Origin of the sequence: Nocardia aurantiaca (assembly GCF_009708175.1) — a bacterium.
Lineage (GTDB): Bacteria > Actinomycetota > Actinomycetes > Mycobacteriales > Mycobacteriaceae > Nocardia > Nocardia aurantiaca.
Genome location: NZ_WMBB01000004.1, coordinates 494,477 through 513,189, shown reverse-complemented (window position 1 = coordinate 513,189; position 18,713 = coordinate 494,477). Strand labels below are relative to the sequence as shown.

Here is an 18,713-nt window from a genome sequence, read left to right as displayed (position 1 = left end):
GGCCCGTGGAACCCGGCAGCCACCCGCTGACCGGGCCATCCCGCGTTGCCCACCGGTCGCCGATCGACGACCGGAAACCAATCCGAAACCGATCACGCCGGGCCGAAGGCCCGGCGAAAGATCGAGGTTAATACTGCAACGACACCTGGTGGAAACAACGTTATGGGACACCACAGCTAGATGACGTGACCGAGGATCACTCAGCAACTAAGCAGCATTGATACAGCATGGTCGGCCATTCGACCGGCGGTACGTTCATGCTCTCGGTACCGGAACTCGAGGCGCGTCTGGCGGGCATGGCCTTGGTGAGCAGCGCACCGAATGCAAGCTGGCGCAACGCATTCGCGCCATATGCGATCGCTGCGTTCGAGGCGGCTACCGCCCGTTACTCCGAGAGCCCCGGCGACGAGACGCTGCGCGCGCTCACCGTGGCCGCCGCGCCGTCGAACTTCGGGACCGCTCGCTGGCCCAGGGCCGCGGTGGCTTGGGCCGATGCAGTTTGTTTGATTGGCGAAAAAGCGGCTTTCTCCGGATCGAGAGTCCTCGCGCGGTGCACGCGGCTTTCGCGGACCTCATCGATTGCCTGACCAGCCCGGCCGGATAGGGCGGGCGGGCCGACAGCTCAGGTTCCGATCGTGCCGGTATCGCGCATGTGATACCGGCACTACGCCGGTATCAGAGGGAGGCGACCTGGCAGGGCTTCGCCGCGGCGCTGCCGGCGGCGGCTGCGCCGCTGCTGCCAGTGATTGCGGCATTGGCCGGGCCGCCGTTGGCCACGCCGGTGTCGAAACTCTGCGTGCCGGCACCGACGCTGCCCGTGATGAGATCACGCACTATCACGCTCGGCGCGGAGACCGCCGGGCTGTAATCGGCCCCGGCGTTGCTGGTGACAACCCCGTTGCTGTCCTTCTCGACGGCCTCGATGTGGAATGGGGTGTAGGCGCAGTCGAGGTTGAATTCGCTGTAGTAGCCGAGACTGTCCTGGAAGGGGTTGAATCGTCCGTTGCTGTAGCCGAGCGGGTTTCCGTTGACGGTGATCCAGATCGGACCGGGATCTGTCACCCGTACGAACACGTGCGGTTGGGTGCACGCGCCGCCGGTCGCCGGGGCCGGGCAGCTCACGCTGACGAAGTTGATGGCGGCCGACGCCGGTGTCGCGGCCACCGCGAGACTGGCCGTCGCGGCGAGGGCCAGGGCTCCGAACCCCTTGCCCATCAGTGCTTTCCAGTGCATTCTGAAGTATCTCCTAGCTCGCTCTTACCCGACGACGTGGCAACCGTTCATGACGGAACTGCCGGTGGCTGCCGCATCGCTGCTGCCGGTGCGGGCGTAGCCGGGCGCGATGCCATTGGAACTGCCGTTGTAGAAACCCTGGACCCCGGCATCGAGACTGCCTGTGGTGAGGTCGCCGAGGATCACGCTCTGCCAGTTGTACTTCGGTGTGTAGTCGGCCGAGCCCTGGCTGATCGTGGTGCCGTTCGCGTCCTTCTCGGTGGCGACCACATGGAACGGCGTGTAGATGCAATCGAGCCACAGTTGTACGTAGTATCCGCCGGCACTGTTCGCCACCGGGGTGAAGGCACCTTTCCCGAGCGCGTTTCCGTTGAGCGTGATCCATACCGGATTCGAATCCGTCACTGTCACGAACACATACGATTCGGTGCACGGCCCGTCGACTCCGCTGGCCGGACAGTACGCGCTGACGGCGGTGATGGCGGCCGAAGCCGGTGCTGCCGGTATGGCGAGGCCCGCGGCCACGCCCATCGCGAGCATCCCGATTCCTCTGCTGCCCAATGCTTTCCAATTCATTACTGGGGGTCTCCTTGCTTGATCCAGGCATGATCGCCTGGACGAGCGCAGCGTAGCCGCCGGTGGACCGTTTTGAATTGGATTCGTTTCACAAATTGGGGCATTGACAGCACCGGCGATGCCTCCACTCGATGCACCCCAACGTTGGACCCGTGGATCAACAACTGAAGTGAGTTAACAGGGCAGATGGTGCGTGGCTTGGGCTCGTTTCATTCGTGGTCTTGACGGGCAACCGACGCGGGGCGTTGGAGGTGTGTCAGTGGTGTTCGCACCGTGCTTTGAAACTGCGTACGGCTGATAAGGGGTAGCTGCGATCGTTGGCCTTGGTTGCGCACTGCAGATGGGCCGCCGATTCGCGGCCAAAAACCCGCACCGCTGATTGCTCAAAGATCCTGGTAGGCATGCGGATCGGACCGTACTAGTTGCGCTCTCTCGGGAGATTGATGACCGTGATACTCGCCTAGGTGTGGTGTCTCACGAGGTTGGTTCCACGGCGTCGAGGTCGAGGGTGAGCTGCTCGGGATGGCAGCATGGGGGTGGAGTGGTCGGGATCCTGGAGCAGGGACCGGTGAGACGGTAGTTGCGTTGCGGGACCCGGCTGCTGGGTGATCGGTGTTCGATTCCGGCGTGGGGCCGGTCGTGGTTGGACCATCAACCTGGCTGGTCTGTTAGTAGTGCTATCTACCTTTCCAGGCAGTCGCCTGGGCCGTCTGCGATCTCCGCGGCGGTGACGTACCCAAAGCGCCCATGCGTCTTGCAGGCCTTGAGCTTCCGTCAGCGAGGTGGAACATGAGCGAGATGACGAACAGCCGCGATGGACCCGCGCACCGGACACCAGGAATCCGCCTCCGCCTCCGACGACATGGCGGCCGGCGCCGCCGTCGAGGGGAAGCTAGAGCTGGTCGCCGAGTCTCGCCTTCCGGTGGGCATCCTTTGCGCGGGTTTCTGCCGTCGCGCGGGCATACCGTCCGAGCATCTGTCGGGATCGCCAGCCCGCCAACATCATCAGGTCTTGCTCCTGGCCGCCGTTCGCGAGCCAGTTGTGTGCGAAGAAATGCCGCAGCTGGTGGGGATGGATATGGCCGATGCCGGCTTGTTCGGCCCGGCGTTCGAGCATTTGTTGAATGCCCGAGCTGGTCATTCTTCCACGCTTGCCCAGCCACAGGGCGGGGTTGTCATCAGTGGCGTGCGGATGCTGAGCGCGCACACGCAGGTACCGGCGCAGGGCGATGCGGGTCTTGTCGCCGAAGGGCAGGGTGCGCGGGCGTCGGCCCTTGCCAGTCACGAGAGCGGCGTTTCCTGGAAGTCGAGGGCGTCGAGGACGAGCGGCGCGATTTCGTTGATCCGGGGTCCGATGTCGGCCATGAGCCGGATGATGGCTGTGTCGCGGCGTGCTTCGAAATCGGTTCCGTCGCACGCTGATAGCAGCTTCCGGAGAGAGTCGATGGGTGGGACCGGGATCGGTTTCTCCGGAACGAACGGCGGGTTCATCTTGTCGAATGGACTGACCGCGAGGATCGCCTCGATCTCGAGGTATCGGCAGAACTACTGGAGACTGCGGTACTGGCGGTGGGCATACTCCGGGGTGACCGGCCGGCCTGTCCGCTTATTTGTCCGGGTCAGCGTGTCCTCGATGTAGGCGCCGATGTTGTCGCGGGTCAGTGCTGCGGCTGTTGGCTGAATTGGCGGATCCTGCGCTGTCAGGAAGGCGACGAAGTACCCAATATCACGGCTGTAGGTGTCGATGGTTCCTTTGGCCTTGTTGGTCCGGCGTAGCTCGGTCTTGAAGTCCTCGCGAGGAGTTCGGCGATGTCGTCCAGATCCGGCCCCATGTCCGGATTCTAGCCGGAAGAGTTCCTAGGTGTTTGAGCGTTGTGCGGACTGGATATCTCTGAAGCTGGCGAAGTTTTCGCAGTTCAGAGCACCCAAGCGCCCCCGGCAGGAATCGAACCTGCGACCTAGGGATTAGAAGGCCCTTGCTCTATCCAACTGAGCTACGGAGGCATGCGGGCATCGGCGTTGATGCAGGCACCAAACACCTTGACCCAAATCGATCTCGGTGTCCAGCGGGATAAGTATAGCGAGCGTCCAGATCAGCAAAGGTGGGTCGCGTAGCAACTGTCCGGCGCGTCGGGCCGGTTGTGCAGACCGGAGGACCGGAAACCCCAGGGGAGTCCGGGCGGGCGCTCCGAACTACTCTGGGCTTATGTCGTCAGTGCAGGACCCGTCCGCAAGATCGGATGTTTCGGGGAATCGGCCGGGTTCGGGTGTGACGTTCGCGGCGATCACGGCACTGGGCGGGGCAGCGGCGGCCTTGGTGGCGGCGCTGGTCGTGGCGTTGTCGGCGGCGCAGGCCCTGACCTTGCTGGGCATTCCGGATCCGGGGCCACTGACCACCTACGGGTTGCCGGCGGTGCGCGCGGTCGCGGATTTCTCGGCGGCGCTGACCATCGGTTCGCTGTTGTTCGCGGCGTTCTTCGTGCCGCCGCAGAGCAGCGGGTTGCTCGATGTCGGCGGATATCGCGCGCTGCGCCGGGCCGGGAACGCGGCCCTTGTGTGGGCGGTCGCTGCGGCGTGGCTGGTGCCGTTGACGCTGTCGGACACCACCGGGCAACCGCTCCTGGACTCGCTGCGTCCGGAGCAAGTGTGGCGCGCCGCGGACAAGGTCGACGTGGCCGGGTCGTGGCGGTTCACCGTGTTCATGGTGGTCGTGCTGGCCATCGGCTGCCGGGTGGCACTGCGCTGGGGTTGGACGCCGGTGCTGCTGTGGCTGTCGGTGCTCTCGCTGCTACCGGTCGCCCTGACCGGGCACTCGTCGTCGGGCGGTGCGCACGATCTGGCCACCAATAGCCTGATCCTGCACCTGCTGTCGGCCTGTTTCTGGGTGGGCGGTTTGGTTGCGGTGCTGGCCTACGCATTGCGGGACGGCAAATACACCGCATTGGCCGTGCGTCGGTTCTCGACGGTGGCGGCCGTCTCGTTCGTGGTCATCGCGATCAGCGGTGTGATCAACGCCTATGTCCGGGTCCCGTTGTCGGAGCTGTTCAGTACCACCTACGGCAAGCTCGTGCTCGCCAAGGCCATGGCCCTGATCCTGCTGGGCGTCATCGGGTTCCTACAGCGGCAGCGCGCGATCCCGGATCTGGAGAAGGATCCGCAGGACCGCGGCGCGCTCATCCGTTTCGCGGGCGTCGAGGCGCTGGTCTTCGCCGCGACCGTCGGTCTTGCCGTCGGTCTCGGCCGCACCCCGCCCCCGGACCAGGGCACGGTGCCCACGCCGACCGAGGTCGAGATCGGCTACAACCTGGCCGGTCCGCCGAACGTCGGGCGACTGCTGTTCGACTGGCGCTTCGATCTGATCTTCGGCACGCTCGCGATCGTGATGGCCGTGGTGTACGTGCTGGGTGTGCTGCGGCTGCGCAAGCGTGGCGACGCCTGGCCGGTCGGCCGGACCATCGCCTGGCTCGCGGGCTGCACGACGCTGTTGATCGCCACCAGCTCCGGCGTCGGCCGCTACGCCCCGGCCATGTTCAGTGTGCACATGGCCCAGCACATGATGCTGTCGATGCTGGCCCCGATCCTGTTCGCGCTGGGCGGTCCGGTGCTGCTCGCGCTGCGGGCAATTCAACCGGCCGGTCGGGATCAGCCGCCGGGGCCGCGCGAATGGATCCTGGCGGCCGTGCACAATCCGGTATCGCGCTTCATGACCCAGCCCGTGGTCGCCTCGGTGTTCTTCGTGGCCGGTTTCTACGCGCTGTACCTGGGCGGCATCTTCGACAAGTTCGTCGGCACGCACGGCGCGCACCTGATGATGAACATGCACTTCCTGGTCAGCGGCTACCTCTTCTACTGGGTGGTCATCGGCATCGACCCGAAGCCGCGCCCGCTGGAGCCGCTCACCAAGCTGGGCATGGTGTTCGGCTCGCTGCCCTTCCACGCCTTCTTCGGCGTCGCCCTGATGAGCATGGATACCGTGCTGGGCGGCTGGTTCTACCGCGGTCTGGGCCTGTCTTGGAACCACGATCTGCTCGCCGATCAGCACACCGGCGGTAGCCTCGCTTGGGCCAGTGGTGAGGTTCCGCTGGTGGTGGTGATGCTCGCGCTGCTCATCCAGTGGTCGCGCAGCGATCAACGCCTGGCGAACCGGCTCGACCGCAAGGCCGAACGTGACGACGACGCGGACCTGACCGCTTACAACGCCATGTTCGCCGAGCTCGCCCGGCGCGACGGAGAGGTGCGCAAGTGAACGACGTCGCCATGGCGACCCGGAAAGTCAAGCGGCTCTACCGATCCGATGTACGGCAGGCCCGCCGGCTGCTGCGCGGGCACACCCGCAAGACCCCCGTTTTCCACACCGACATCCTGGGCCCGCGCGGTCCGGTCCCGGTGACGCTCAAGCTGGAACACCTCCAGCACGGCGGCACCTTCAAGGTGCGCGGCTGCCTCAACGCGCTGTTGCAGGCGCGCGGGGACCGGACCCACGTGGTGCTGGCCTCGGCCGGCAATGCGGGCATCGCGGCGGCGCTGGCCAGCGCGTTGCGCGGAATGGCGTGCACGGTGGTGGTTCCCGAGTCGGCCTCGCACACCAAGGTGGCTGCCATGTGGTCGCACGGGGCCGAAGTGCTGTGGCACGGAACTACTTACGCCGAGGCGCAGCGGCACGCCCGGCAGCTCGCGGTCGAGCGTGGCGCCATGCAGTTGCACGCCTACGACCTGCCCGAGATAGTGGCGGGGGCGGGCGTGGTCGGGCTGGAGATCGAGGAGCAGGTGCGCGGTAGGCCGCCGGTGCTGGTCGCCGTCGGCGGCGGCGGTCTGGTCGCCGGGGTCGCGGTGTCGCTGGGGCTGCGCGGCCGGGTGATCGGGGTCGAGCCGCAGGGCGCGCCGACGCTGCACGCGGCTCTCGCGGCCGGGCGCCCGGTGGACGTGCACGTCTCCAGCGTGGCCTCGGATTCGTTGGGGGCGAACCGGATCGGCGATATCGCCATGGAGGTGACGCAGCGCTACGCGGTGCGCTCCGTTCTGGTCAGTGACGATGCCATCGTGATGGCGCGGGAGTATCTGTGGCGGGAGTTCCGCATCGTGGTGGAGCCCGCGGGGGCGACGGCGGTTGCGGCGATCCAGAGCGGCGCGTATGTGCCCGGGCCGGGAGAGCGGCCGGTAATCGTCCTGTGCGGGGCCAATACCGACCTCGCGACGCTGTAGCACGCGCGAAATCATCCACACCCCGCGAGTTGTCCACACTCGCCGAAGCGGGTCTGCCGCTGACCTCACGTGTGCGCGAAGCTGGAGGTCGACGCAGACAGAGGACCGAATCGACCAGGGGGGAGTGCCAATGTACGAGGCGAACACGGCGGTGATCGGCAGGGTCGTCACCCATCCGGTGCGGCGCGTGCTGCAGAACGGAGACCACGTCCTGAGTTTCCGGCTGGCCAGCACCGCTCGCCGCTACGATCAGGGCGCGGGTGACTGGGTCGACGGCGGCACGCTGTACCTGACCGTAAGCTGTTGGCGACGGGGGATCATCGAAGGAGTCGAAGCGTCGCTGCAGCGAGGTGATCCGATCATCGCGTACGGGCAGCTGCGCTCGAACGAGTACACCACCCGAGATGGCGCGGAGCGCACCGACCTCGAGATGCGGGCTCTGGCACTGGGTCCCGACCTGGGACGTTGCACCGCCCCGGTGGTGCGCAAATCCTTCGGTCGAACCGACCGGACCGAACCCGGGGAACGGCCGTCCGTGGATGCGGACACTGCCGGAGAACCCGCTACTACACACAGTTAGGCTTGCCGATATGGCTGAGTTCATTTACCAGATGGTGAAGGTACGAAAGGCGCATGGCGACAAGGTCGTGCTCGACAATGTGACCTTGAACTTCCTTCCCGGCGCCAAGATCGGTGTCGTCGGCCCCAACGGCGCGGGTAAGTCCAGTGTGCTGAAGATCATGGCGGGACTGGACCAGCCGAACAACGGTGATGCCTGGCTCGCGCCCGGCGCGACGGTCGGCATCCTGCAGCAGGAGCCGCCCCTCAACGAAGAGAAGACCGTGCGCGGCAATGTCGAGGAGGGCCTCGGCGAGATCAAGGTGAAGCTGGACCGCTTCAACGAGATCGCCGAGCTCATGGCGACCGACTACTCCGACGAGTTGATGGAGGAGATGGGCAAGCTCCAGGAGGAGCTCGACCACGCCGACGCCTGGGACGTCGACTCCCAGCTCGAGCAGGCCATGGACGCGCTGCGCTGCCCGCCGCCGGACGAGCCGGTCACCAACCTCTCCGGTGGTGAGCGCCGTCGTGTCGCGCTGTGCAAGTTGCTGCTGAGCAAGCCCGACCTGCTGCTGCTCGACGAGCCCACCAACCACCTCGACGCCGAGTCGGTGCTCTGGCTCGAGCAGTTCCTCGCCACCTACCCGGGCGCGGTACTGGCTGTCACCCACGACCGGTACTTCCTCGACAATGTGGCGCAGTGGATCCTCGAGCTGGACCGCGGCCGCACCTTCCCCTACGAGGGCAACTACTCCACCTACCTGGAGAAGAAGGCCGAGCGCCTCGAGGTGCAGGGCAAGAAGGACCAGAAGCTGCAGAAGCGCCTGAAGGAGGAGCTGGCCTGGGTCCGCTCCGGTGCGAAGGCGCGGCAGGCCAAGAACAAGGCGCGTCTGGGCCGCTACGAGGAAATGGCCGCCGAGGCCGAGAAGATGCGCAAGTTGGACTTCGAGGAGATCCAGATCCCGGCCGGTCCGCGCCTGGGCAATGTGGTCGTCGAGGTCGAGCACCTGGACAAGGGCTTCGGCGACCGGCAGCTGATCAAGGATCTGTCGTTCACCCTGCCGCGCAACGGCATTGTCGGCGTCATCGGCCCGAACGGTGTCGGTAAGTCGACGCTGTTCAAGACCATCGTCGGCCTGGAGCAGCCGGACAGCGGCGTGGTGCGCGTCGGCGAGACGGTCAAGCTGAGCTACGTCGACCAGGGCCGCTCCGGCATCGACCCGAACAAGACCGTGTGGCAGGTGGTTTCCGACGGTCTGGACTTCATCCAGGTCGGCAATCAGGAAATGCCTTCCCGCGCTTACGTTTCCGCTTTCGGCTTCAAGGGTCCGGACCAGCAGAAGCCAGCCGGCGTGCTCTCCGGTGGCGAGCGCAACCGTCTGAACCTGGCGCTGACCCTCAAGCAGGGCGGCAACCTGATCCTGCTCGACGAGCCGACCAACGACCTCGACGTCGAGACCCTGAGCTCGCTCGAGAATGCGCTGGAGAACTTCGCCGGCTGCTCGGTGGTCATCTCCCACGACCGCTGGTTCCTCGACCGCACCTGCACGCACATCCTGGCGTGGGAGGGCACCGAGGACAACCCGGCCTCCTGGTTCTGGTTCGAGGGCAACTTCGAGGCCTACGAGGCCAACAAGATCGAGCGCCTGGGTCCGGAAGCGGCTCGTCCACACCGCGTCACCCACCGCAAGTTGACCCGCGGATAACCCTCCGCGCCAACTGAATTCCTTGCCCGCCCCGCCCGTTGACCCGGGTGGGGAGCCGGGTCGGCCCATCGTCGGCCCGGCTACCCGAGCGCTGGATTCCGTACGGACCGCCGAAGAAAGGTCGACTGATCACCTTTTCATCGGTCCGGAGATGTTTTCTGGCCGGTTTGGGGCCCGCCGGGTGGCGAGACGTAACCGGGTAGATGAACGGTTATCGAATAGCGAACTCAGTGGTTTGGCATTCGCAGTCGTGCGTGAAAACTGTTTTGGTGCAAGGTTTGTCATATGCGACCTGGCAATATTGGATCAAGCTAACGGCCCCCGAACCGTCTGGTTCGTCCGTATTGTGGGACGCGGCGCAGCATTGAGAGGAATTCAGCGCGGCACATCGAGCGCCCAGCTACTCTCGCATCGGCGTCACTTTGTTACGGAACCGAATCCGAGGAGTTGGCGAAATGACGGTCTCGTCCGAATTGTCTAGCGCGGCCTGGGCTGCGAGTTTGCCCGCGTCTCTGCGCGGCAATCTCGTATCCCTCGAGGAGGCGTATTTCCGACACGTCGACGCCGGCGACGCGGACTGCGCGATCCCCGCGACCTCCACCCACATCTTCCGCTGCCATGTCGATTTGGGCATCCAGCGCACCCCCGGTACCGCGAATGTCCGTGTGTACCATGCGGATGACGAGGCCGGGCTCGGCGTCGCCGTCCAGCTCGTCACCGACGACATGCCGTTGCTCGTCGAGTCCGTGACCTCCTCGCTGAGCCGCATCGGTGTGAGCGTCAGCGAAGTCGTGCACCCCATTTTCGAGGTGACCCGAGACGCCGCGGGTCGCTTGGAAACTGCGGTGCCGCATGAGGTCGACGGCAATGGCACGACCGGCCTGCGCGAGTCCTGGATGCACATCCAGCTGCACCCGTCCACCAGCCGGACCCAGCTCGAGAGCATCGAGACCTCGCTGCCCGACGTGCTCACCGATGTGCGCCGCGTCATCGAGGACACCGAGGCCATGCGCGAGGCGCAGGATCACGTCGCCAATGAGCTCGACGCCGCGGCCACCGCTGGCAGATCCGCCTTTCCCACAATGGATCTCACGGACTGCGCCAAGCTGCTGCGCTGGCTGGCGGACGGACATTTCACCCTGCTCGGCTACGCCCGCTACGAGCGCAGCACCGTGGACGGCCAGGCGAAATCCGTCATCGTGCCGGAGACCAGCCTCGGCGTGCTGCGCCCCAATGTCGGCACCGACTTCCACGTCCCCGACAACAGCGGCGACCAAGCACTGCTCATGCTGACTCAGGGCTTGGTCCCGGCTACCGTGCACCGCGCGGTCTACCCGTACTTCGTCGGCGTCGCCGAGATGGACGACTCCGGTGCCGTCATTGGCCAGCACCTGTTCATCGGTGTCTTCACCGTCACCGCACTGCACGAGAATGTGCTCGACATCCCGGTCATCGATCGCCGGGTGCGGTCCATCATCGAGGCCAGCGGCTTCGATCTGGACTCCTTCTCCGGCCAGGAGATGCTCGAGGTCATCCAGTCCTTCCCGCGCACCGAGCTGTTCTCCTCCGACGGCGCTGCGCTGCGCCGCACCGCCAGCGCCGTGCTGAATGTCGGCATGCGCCGCCAGGTTCGTCTGTTCATGCGCTTGGACGGCTACGGCCGCTTCGTGGCCTGCATGGTGTACCTGCCGCGCGACCGCTACACCACCCGCGTCCGCTTGGAGATGCAGGACATCCTGATGCGCGAGCTGGGCGGTGTGTCCATCGACTACTCGGCCCGGGTTTCCGAAAGTGACCTCGCCAGTGTGTATTTCACCGTCCGCCTGCCCGATCAGGGCTCCGCGGCCGATACCACCGAGGCCAACCGCCTGCGCATCCAGCATCTGCTCGCCGAGGCCAGCCGCACGTGGGACGACCACCTGCGCGACGAGGTGGCCAATTCCACTGTGCTGGACCCGGCCGTGGCGCAGCGCTACGCCGAGGGACTTCCCGAGAGTTACAAGGAGGACTTCGACCCCAGCCGGGCCGTGGCCGACATCCTGCGGCTGCAGGGCCTGGCCGAGGGCGGAATCGACCAGCACCTGTACCGGTGGCCCGATTCCGAGCCAGGCTCTTGGCGTTTCACGCTCTACATCAGTGGCGCCGGCATTTCGCTGAGCCAGGTGCTGCCGCTGCTGCAGAGTCTCGGCGTGGAGGTGATCGACGAGCGCCCGCACCAGGTCGATTGGGGCCACGGCCCCGAGCAGTGGATCTACGACTTCGGCCTGCTGGCCCGGCCCGAACTGCTGCGCAGCGCCCTGGACCGGAACATGGACGCCGAACTGGTGGAGTCTGTGGGCCGGTTGGACGTCCTCGACGCTCAGGTGCGCGGTTTGCGTGAGCGCTTCACGGATGCCTTCGAGGCCCTCTGGTACGACCGTGCCGAGGCCGACGGCCTCAATGAGCTGGTGCTGCGCGCCGGTCTGAACTGGCGCTCGGTCTCCATCCTGCGCGCCTACTCGAAGTACCTGCAGCAGGCCGGATTTGCGTATAGCCAGGCCGCCATCACCCGTGTGCTGCTGGCCTATCCGGAGGCGGCGAGCATGTTCGTCGACCTGTTCACCGCGCTCTTCGATCCGGACTCGGCCAATCCCGACCACGCCACCGAGGTGGAGGCCGCAGTCCGTCACCGCATCGACGAGGTCGTGAGCCTGGACGCCGACCGCATCCTGCGCGCCATCCTGGGCCTGATCAAGGCCACCCTGCGCACCAACTACTACGTCACCGACACCGAGGGCAAGGCGCGGGATTACCTGTCGTTCAAGGTGGAACCGCAGGAGATCGCCGAATTGCCCAAGCCCAGACCGCAATTCGAGATCTTCGTCTACTCGCCGCGGGTCGAGGGCGTGCACCTGCGCTTCGGTCCGGTCGCGCGCGGCGGTCTGCGCTGGTCGGACCGCCTCGAGGATTTCCGCACCGAGATCCTGGGTCTGGTCAAGGCGCAGGCCGTGAAGAACGCCGTGATCGTGCCGGTCGGCGCCAAGGGCGGTTTCGTGGTCAAGCAGCCCCCCGCCGCCACCGCCGATCCGGTCGCTGACCGCCAGTCACTGCAGGCCGAGGGCATCGCGTGCTACCGCACTTTCATTTCCGGCCTGCTCGACGTCACCGACAATGTCGACCGCGCCACCGGCGCCGTGCTGCCGCCCGAGCGGGTGCTGCGCCGCGATGGTGACGACACCTACCTGGTGGTCGCCGCCGATAAGGGCACCGCGACCTTCTCCGACATCGCCAATGACGTGGCCCAGTCCTACGGTTTCTGGCTCGGCGACGCCTTCGCCTCAGGCGGTTCGGTGGGCTACGACCACAAGGCCATGGGCATCACCGCCAAGGGCGCGTGGGAGAGCGTGAAGCGGCACTTCGCCGAAATCGACATCGACACCCAATCCGAGGACTTCACGGTGGTCGGCATCGGCGACATGTCCGGTGACGTATTCGGCAACGGCATGCTGCTCTCGCGCCACATCCGGCTGGTCGCGGCCTTCGACCACCGCCATGTCTTCCTGGACCCGAATCCCGATGCCGCAACGTCTTTCGCCGAGCGTGAGCGCATGTTCGCGCTGCCCCGTTCGTCGTGGGCGGACTATGACAAGTCACTGATCAGCGCGGGCGGCGGCGTCTACGACCGCACGGTCAAAGCCATTCCGGTCAGCGATCAGGTGCGCGAGGTGCTCGGCCTGGCCGACGACATCACCGTGCTCTCCCCGCCGGAGATGATCCGCGCCATCCTGCTGTCGCCGGTGCAGTTGCTGTGGAACGGCGGCATCGGCACCTACATCAAGGCCAGCACCGAGACCAATGCCGATGTCGGCGACAAGTCCAACGACCCGGTCCGGGTGAACGCGAACGCTCTGCGCGTCAACGTGATCGGTGAGGGCGGCAATCTGGGCGTCACGGCGCTGGGCCGCATCGAGTTCTGCCGCTACGGCGGCAAGATGAACACCGACGCGCTCGACAACTCGGCCGGTGTGGACTGCTCCGACCATGAGGTCAATATCAAGGTCCTGCTCGACGGCTTGGTCTCTTCCGGCGAGTTGTCCCCGGCCGAGCGCAATCCGCTGCTGGCATCAATGACCGACGAGGTCTCCGCACTCGTATTGCAGGACAACGTCTCTCAGAACTATCTGATGGGCATGTCCCGCGCCGAGGCCCCACGCATGCTCAATGTGCACCAGCGGCTCATCGAGGAGCTCGAGGAGCGCCGCGGCCTGGACCGTGAGCTCGAGGCGCTGCCCACCGACGCGGAGATGAAGCAACGCGCCGAGGAGGGCACCGGTCTCACCTCGCCGGAGTTGTCGAATCTCATGGCGCACGTGAAGCTTTCACTCAAGGCCGACCTGCTGACCAGCGATCTGCCCGACAGCGCGTACTTCGCCGCTCGCATGCCGCAGTACTTCCCGACCCCGCTGCGCACCCGCTTCGGCGCGGCCATCAAGCGGCACCGCCTGCGCCGCGAGATCACTACCACCCTGCTGGTGAACGAGGTGGTGGATCTGGGCGGCATCAGCTACGCCTTCCGCCTGGGCGAGGAGATCGGGGCCTCGGCCTCCGACGCGGTGCGCGCGTTCACCGCCGCGACCCAGATCTTCGACCTGCACGCGGTGTGGGATCGCATTCGCGCCGCGGATATCTCCACACGCATGAAGGACGCGCTCGAACTCGAGACCAAGCGCACCCTGGACCGCGCCTCGCGCTGGCTGCTCAACAACCGCCCGCAGCCGGTCGCGGTGGGCGCGGAGATCCACCGCTACGCCCAGGGGGTGCGCACCCTCTCGCCCAAGGTGACGGGCTGGCTGCGGGGCCACCACATCGACACCCTCAATGAGCAGTCCAAGGCCATCGTCGAGCAGGGCGCGCCCTCCGAGCTGGCCACCGAGGTCTGCGGCCTGCTCAACCAGTTCCCGCTGCTGGATGTGCTCGATATCGCCGACATCACCGACCGCAGCGGTGAGGAGGTGGGCGCGCTGTACTACGCGCTCAACGATCACCTCAAGATCGATTGGCTGCTGCAGGCGGTCAGCCACCTGGAACGCGGCGATCGCTGGCACGCGCTGGCCCGGCTCGCGCTGCGCGACGACATGTACGGTTCGCTGCGGTCGCTCACCCTCGACGTGCTCTCCGGCGGTGACCCGGAGGAGACCGCCGAGGAGAAGATTGCATACTGGGAGTCGAAGAACCAGTCCCGCCTGGGCCGTGCCCGCTCGGCCCTGTCGGAACTGTTCGAGTCCGGAACCCACGACCTGGCCACGCTGTCAGTTGCGGCGCGGCAGGTGCGCAGCATGGTGAGTGGGGTGGGTGCGCAATCGGAGGTACCGCGTTGACGAGTGTCGGTTCGCTGAACGGCCATGCGACGACGGCCGTGCCGAATCCGGGGGAGTCCCAGGAATCGGCCGAGCCCAAGCGTTTCCACACCAGGGTGGAGGTGCGCTGGTCGGATATGGACGCCTTCCAGCACATCAACCATGCGCGCATGGTCACCCTGCTGGAGGAGGCCCGCATCCCGTGGCTGTTCCTGGATGAGCGACCGACGGTCAAGTTGCGGTCCGGCTGTGTGCTGGCCGACCTGCGGGTGCAGTACAAGGGCCAGCTCCGGCACGAGGATTCGCCGCTGGACGTGTCCATGTGGATCGACCGGCTGCGTGCGGTGGACTTCACCGTCGGCTACGAGGTGCGCGCCGCCGGTGCGGCCCCGGACTCCCCGCCGGCGGTGGTCGCCTCCACACAGTTGGCCGCCTTCGACATCGACACCCAGCGCCTACGCCGCCTCACCACCGAGGAACGCGACTATCTGGCGCTGTGGCTGGCCGACTGACCGAGAACGACTCTTGTCGGGACAGCTGACCCTGCACGTTCCGGATCCCGCGGAACGCGAGAACCTGGCCACTTTCATCTCGCACGCCATCCGCCTCGACTCGGCAGCGGTCATCCGGCTGCGCCGGCGCGGGGACCGTTACGTCTCCGCCTGGGCCGCCACCGGATTCGAGGCGCTGGCGGTGCGCACCGTGGTGGCCGACCTCGGCATGGATGACGTGACGGTCAGCGGGGACGTGATCCTCGCCGGCCTGCACGGACCGGACGCCGGCACCGCCTTCGACCTCGGCTACGCCATGGACTCCGCCTGGCGTGCGGCGCTGCCCCCGGAGGCCGGGTTCGTCCACGTGGAGGACGTGCCAGCCCGCATGCTCGTCGAATTGGCCGAGCGCGGAGCGGAATTGGCGCAGGAGCACGGCGGTCGGCACGGCCCGCCCGCCGCCCTGCTGGATCAGACGGTGCTCAGCGTCTCCGGCAGCGGCGAGCAGGTCGAGGTGCCGATGCGTGTGGTCTTCGCCCTCGCCGCCATGGATTTCATTCCGCACGGTGGGGAGAAGACCGACTCCCGCCGCATCTCGGTGGACGAGATCGTGCGGGTCCGCGCGGCCCGCACCTGGCTGCGCCTGGACGCCCGCTACGGGTCCGTGGCGCGCCGCCGCGGGCCCGTCCTGCCGCTGCTTCCGCACTGAGCGTACGCTGACCGCGCTCGAACCCGCCCCCAATGCGCGGGGCACCGAATATCCCGGCTCGTAACGCTTTTCGAGCCCGGTTACGTTCGATATGGGACGAACGCAACTACAGGGAGGGATGATCGCCATGGTGATCCTGAGGAGCATTCTCGCCGGTGTGGCACTGGGCATCGCGCTGCTGGCCCCGGCCTTCGCACCCGTGACGGGATGCTGAACCGCCCACTCGTCATCTACCTTGGCGGCATGAGCGATGCCGCGATCGTGACCGAATGGATCGACCTGAAGGTCGGCAATGCCGTGATGGCCGCCTATGCGGCGCGTCCGGCGGAACCGGGTGACTACCCCGGAGTCGTTGTGGGACATGAGATCTACGGCTTACACGCGACCGCCCGGGCGGCCACGGACCGTCTGGCGTCCCTGGGCGCCATTGTTATCATGCCGGACCTGTTCCACCGCGTCGCCCCGCGCGCCGAACTGGAACTGCACACCGATCGCGAGCGCGGCTTGGCACTGCTGCGCACCCTGAGCCGCCCCGAGGTCGTCGACGACGTTTCCGCCTGCCTCGACGAACTGCGGCGCAGGGGAGCGGTTTCGGCGAACATGGTCGGCTTCAGCGCCGGTGGCCACGTGGCCTACTACGCGGCGACTCAACTCCCGATAGCCGCGACGGCCGCGTTCTACCCGGGCTGGCTCACCAATCCCGATATCCCGCTGTCCACGCCCGAGCCGACCATCGAAGCGACGCCCGGCATCACCGGCCGGATCACCCTGTTCTTCGGCGGCCAGGATCCGCTCATCGACGCCGAGGCCCGCGACGAACTCGAAGCGGCCCTGAGCGCCAACGACATCCAACATGAGATCGTCGTCTACGACGACGCCCCCCACGGCTTCCTCTTCCCGGGCCGCGACTGGTACCGGCCGGAGGTCGCCGAGGAGTCCTGGTCCCGGCTCGCGGACCTGCTGCGTGGCTGAGACCGCTGGAAGGGCTGCCCCCGCTCTTCCGGTGTGGCGGGCAGAGCCTTCGTGAGCCGCACGGTGGGTTCGCGGGCGGCTCAGTGCACGCCGAGCGCCCGCAGCCCCGCCGTGACAACGGCTGCGGCGAGGATGACGACCAGTAGCGGCGCCCGCCGCCACGCCAGCCCCGCCGCGACGAGCACGCCCGCGGGCAGTGCCCACCCGAATCGGCCGCTGCCCGTGGGTAACAGCGTGGTGACCGCGAGTGCGGTGAGCAGCACGACCGAGGCGATCTCCAGCAGTCGAATGGTGCGCGGCGAGACCTTGACGCGGCTGCGCAACAGCGGTCCGGCGAAGCGGAATGCGAAGGTGCCCACCGCCAATGCCATCGCGCCCAGGAGCAGCGTCTTGGTCATCGGTGCGTGCTCCGCTGATCAGCCTTCCGGCATGCGGCCCGCATCAGGCGGTCCCGGCGGTCGTGGAGTTGGCCGCGGTCGCTGTCGGGTGACCCGCACCGGTGGAATCATCGGTCGCCGTGGCCAACTCGGCGGTGCCGTCGGGTGCGGTGGGTGCCGGAGCGCCGGCGCGTCGCGAGACCAGCAGGACAGCGGTCAGCGCCAGCAGCACCGGCAGGCCCGCGCCCAGGAATGGCGTGGTCGCCGCGGCCACGGCCGCACCGGCCAGAGCGGCTGTGCGGGTGAGGGGTTCGCGCAGGGCGGGCAGCACGAGCGAGAACAGCACGGCCGGGAAGACGGCGTCCATACCGAACGCATCGGGGTCCGGCACCACCGCGCCGAGAATCGCGCCGAGCGCCGCCCCCAACGGCCACGCGGCCAGCACCGCGAGCCCGCACAGCCAGTACGCGGCCTGTCGCCGATCCCGATCCGGCTGGGCCAGGGCCATGGCCACCGATTCGTCGTTCATGACGTGCGTGCCCAGAAGCCGCCGCCAGCCGGTGCCGACCACATCGGGCACGGACAGCCCGTAGGGCACGTGCCGGGCGTTCACCAGCAATCCCGCCAGCACGGCCGCGACCAGGCCGCCGCCCGCGGTAAGGATGCCGATGAAGACGAACTCCGAGCCGCCGGCCACCACGGCCACGCTCATGAGTACCGGCAGCCACCCGGGCAGTCCCGAGGTCACCGCGGTAGCGCCGTAGGATACGCCGATCATGGCGACCGCCAGGCAGATCGCCGCGATTCCTGTGAGCACACCCCGATCGAGTGTTCGCCATGTCGAACGCATGTTTTCTATAATGAACATAATCGGTCGGGTTCGTCAAAGGGGCGTACCGGCGTGCCGGTACCGTGAACGCCACCATGACTCAGCAGCCCGACCGCTCCGAGCCGGTGTCTCCGCAGCAGGCGCCAGCGTCTCCGCAGGAGGTGATCGCCGCTGCCCTGCGCCGGGAACGAGCCCGCTCCGGGCTCTCGCTGACCGAGGTCGCGCGCCGCGCCGGGATCGCCAAATCGACGCTGTCCCAACTGGAATCGGGCTCCGGGAACCCCAGCATAGAAACGCTGTGGGCGCTCTGCATCGCTCTCGACATCCAGTTTTCGCGACTGCTGGAACCTCCGACTCCGCAGGTTCAGGTCATTCGCGCGGGGGAGGGGCCGGTTCTCGCCTCGGCCCAGTCCGAATACCGGACCACCTTGCTCGCGGCCTCCCCGCCCGCCGCCCGTCGTGACGTGTATCGCGTCACCGCCGAACCCGGTCACCCCCGCGACTCCGCCCCGCACTCCCGCGGCGTCGTCGAACACATCGTCCTGTGTGCCGGTCGCGCCAAGGTCGGTCCCACCGAGGGTCCGGTGGAACTCGAGCCCGGCGATTACATCTGCTACCCCGGCGACATGCCGCACGTCTTCGAAGCCCTCGAGCCGGGCACCTGGGCGCTGCTCGTCAGCGAATACAGCTAGTCCACGAACCCCGCTGCGGCGCAGCGGGC

Annotated in this window: 15 protein-coding genes and 1 tRNA gene; 10 read left to right on the top strand and 6 right to left on the bottom strand. The window is 66.9% G+C overall.

Annotation, left to right across the window (positions count from 1 at the left end; translation table 11 throughout):
* Positions 1 to 227: 227 nt before the first annotated feature.
* Positions 228 to 587 carry a hypothetical protein gene (locus GLP40_RS11120; RefSeq protein WP_154787717.1) on the top strand — a complete coding sequence of 120 codons (360 nt, stop codon included), beginning with the start codon at positions 228 to 230 and terminating at the stop codon, positions 585 to 587.
* Positions 588 to 675: 88 nt separating this feature from the next.
* On the opposite strand, the gene GLP40_RS11115 is transcribed toward GLP40_RS11120, so the two are convergent.
* From GLP40_RS11115 to GLP40_RS11100, 4 genes are all read right to left on the bottom strand, one after another.
* Positions 676 to 1,233, bottom strand: coding sequence for a hypothetical protein (locus tag GLP40_RS11115; RefSeq protein WP_154787716.1), 558 nt, complete (start codon positions 1,231 to 1,233; stop codon positions 676 to 678).
* 24 nt (positions 1,234 to 1,257) lie between these two features.
* Positions 1,258 to 1,764, bottom strand: a complete 507-nt coding sequence (locus tag GLP40_RS11110) for a hypothetical protein (RefSeq protein WP_154787715.1) — start codon at positions 1,762 to 1,764, stop codon at positions 1,258 to 1,260.
* A 937-nt stretch (positions 1,765 to 2,701) separates the two neighbouring features.
* Positions 2,702 to 3,094 carry a tyrosine-type recombinase/integrase gene (locus GLP40_RS34785; RefSeq protein ID WP_328289988.1) on the bottom strand — a complete coding sequence of 131 codons (393 nt, stop codon included), beginning with the start codon at positions 3,092 to 3,094 and terminating at the stop codon, positions 2,702 to 2,704.
* Between the two features lie 645 nt (positions 3,095 to 3,739).
* A tRNA-Arg gene (locus tag GLP40_RS11100) sits at positions 3,740 to 3,813 on the bottom strand.
* Positions 3,814 to 4,015: 202 nt separating this feature from the next.
* Here GLP40_RS11100 and GLP40_RS11095 point away from each other — a divergent pair.
* The 8 genes from GLP40_RS11095 to GLP40_RS11060 all read left to right on the top strand — a co-directional run bounded on the left by GLP40_RS11095 (position 4,016) and on the right by GLP40_RS11060 (position 16,786).
* Positions 4,016 to 6,055 carry a cytochrome c oxidase assembly protein gene (locus tag GLP40_RS11095; protein ID WP_154787714.1) on the top strand — a complete coding sequence of 680 codons (2,040 nt, stop codon included), beginning with the start codon at positions 4,016 to 4,018 and terminating at the stop codon, positions 6,053 to 6,055.
* A gap of 11 nt (positions 6,056 to 6,066) precedes the next feature.
* On the top strand, positions 6,067 to 7,011 hold the full coding sequence (locus GLP40_RS11090; protein WP_154787833.1) for a threonine/serine dehydratase: 945 nt from the start codon (positions 6,067 to 6,069) through the stop codon (positions 7,009 to 7,011).
* A 130-nt stretch (positions 7,012 to 7,141) separates the two neighbouring features.
* Positions 7,142 to 7,591: a single-stranded DNA-binding protein gene (locus GLP40_RS11085; RefSeq protein WP_154787713.1), complete on the top strand. Its 450-nt coding sequence runs from the start codon at positions 7,142 to 7,144 to the stop codon at positions 7,589 to 7,591.
* Between the two features lie 10 nt (positions 7,592 to 7,601).
* Positions 7,602 to 9,278: an energy-dependent translational throttle protein EttA gene (ettA, locus tag GLP40_RS11080; RefSeq protein ID WP_154787712.1), complete on the top strand. Its 1,677-nt coding sequence runs from the start codon at positions 7,602 to 7,604 to the stop codon at positions 9,276 to 9,278.
* Positions 9,279 to 9,733: 455 nt separating this feature from the next.
* Complete coding sequence (locus GLP40_RS11075; protein ID WP_154787711.1) at positions 9,734 to 14,635, top strand: NAD-glutamate dehydrogenase; 4,902 nt, start codon at positions 9,734 to 9,736, stop codon at positions 14,633 to 14,635.
* Positions 14,636 to 14,673: 38 nt separating this feature from the next.
* Positions 14,674 to 15,126 carry an acyl-CoA thioesterase gene (locus GLP40_RS11070; RefSeq protein WP_328290000.1) on the top strand — a complete coding sequence of 151 codons (453 nt, stop codon included), beginning with the start codon at positions 14,674 to 14,676 and terminating at the stop codon, positions 15,124 to 15,126.
* A 13-nt stretch (positions 15,127 to 15,139) separates the two neighbouring features.
* A complete protein-coding gene (locus GLP40_RS11065; RefSeq protein ID WP_154787710.1) occupies positions 15,140 to 15,814 on the top strand; it encodes a hypothetical protein in 675 nt (224 codons plus the stop codon).
* Positions 15,815 to 16,057: 243 nt separating this feature from the next.
* On the top strand, positions 16,058 to 16,786 hold the full coding sequence (locus GLP40_RS11060; RefSeq protein ID WP_196054613.1) for a dienelactone hydrolase family protein: 729 nt from the start codon (positions 16,058 to 16,060) through the stop codon (positions 16,784 to 16,786).
* A gap of 80 nt (positions 16,787 to 16,866) precedes the next feature.
* Here GLP40_RS11060 and GLP40_RS11055 read toward each other — a convergent pair whose 3' ends face one another.
* Positions 16,867 to 17,184 carry an AzlD domain-containing protein gene (locus GLP40_RS11055; protein WP_154787708.1) on the bottom strand — a complete coding sequence of 106 codons (318 nt, stop codon included), beginning with the start codon at positions 17,182 to 17,184 and terminating at the stop codon, positions 16,867 to 16,869.
* A gap of 43 nt (positions 17,185 to 17,227) precedes the next feature.
* Complete coding sequence (locus GLP40_RS11050) at positions 17,228 to 18,013, bottom strand: AzlC family ABC transporter permease (protein ID WP_154787707.1); 786 nt, start codon at positions 18,011 to 18,013, stop codon at positions 17,228 to 17,230.
* 74 nt (positions 18,014 to 18,087) lie between these two features.
* On the opposite strand from GLP40_RS11050, the gene GLP40_RS11045 reads away from it, so the two are divergent.
* Positions 18,088 to 18,684, top strand: a complete 597-nt coding sequence (locus GLP40_RS11045) for a helix-turn-helix domain-containing protein (protein ID WP_154787706.1) — start codon at positions 18,088 to 18,090, stop codon at positions 18,682 to 18,684.
* The last annotated feature ends 29 nt before the right edge of the window (positions 18,685 to 18,713 follow it).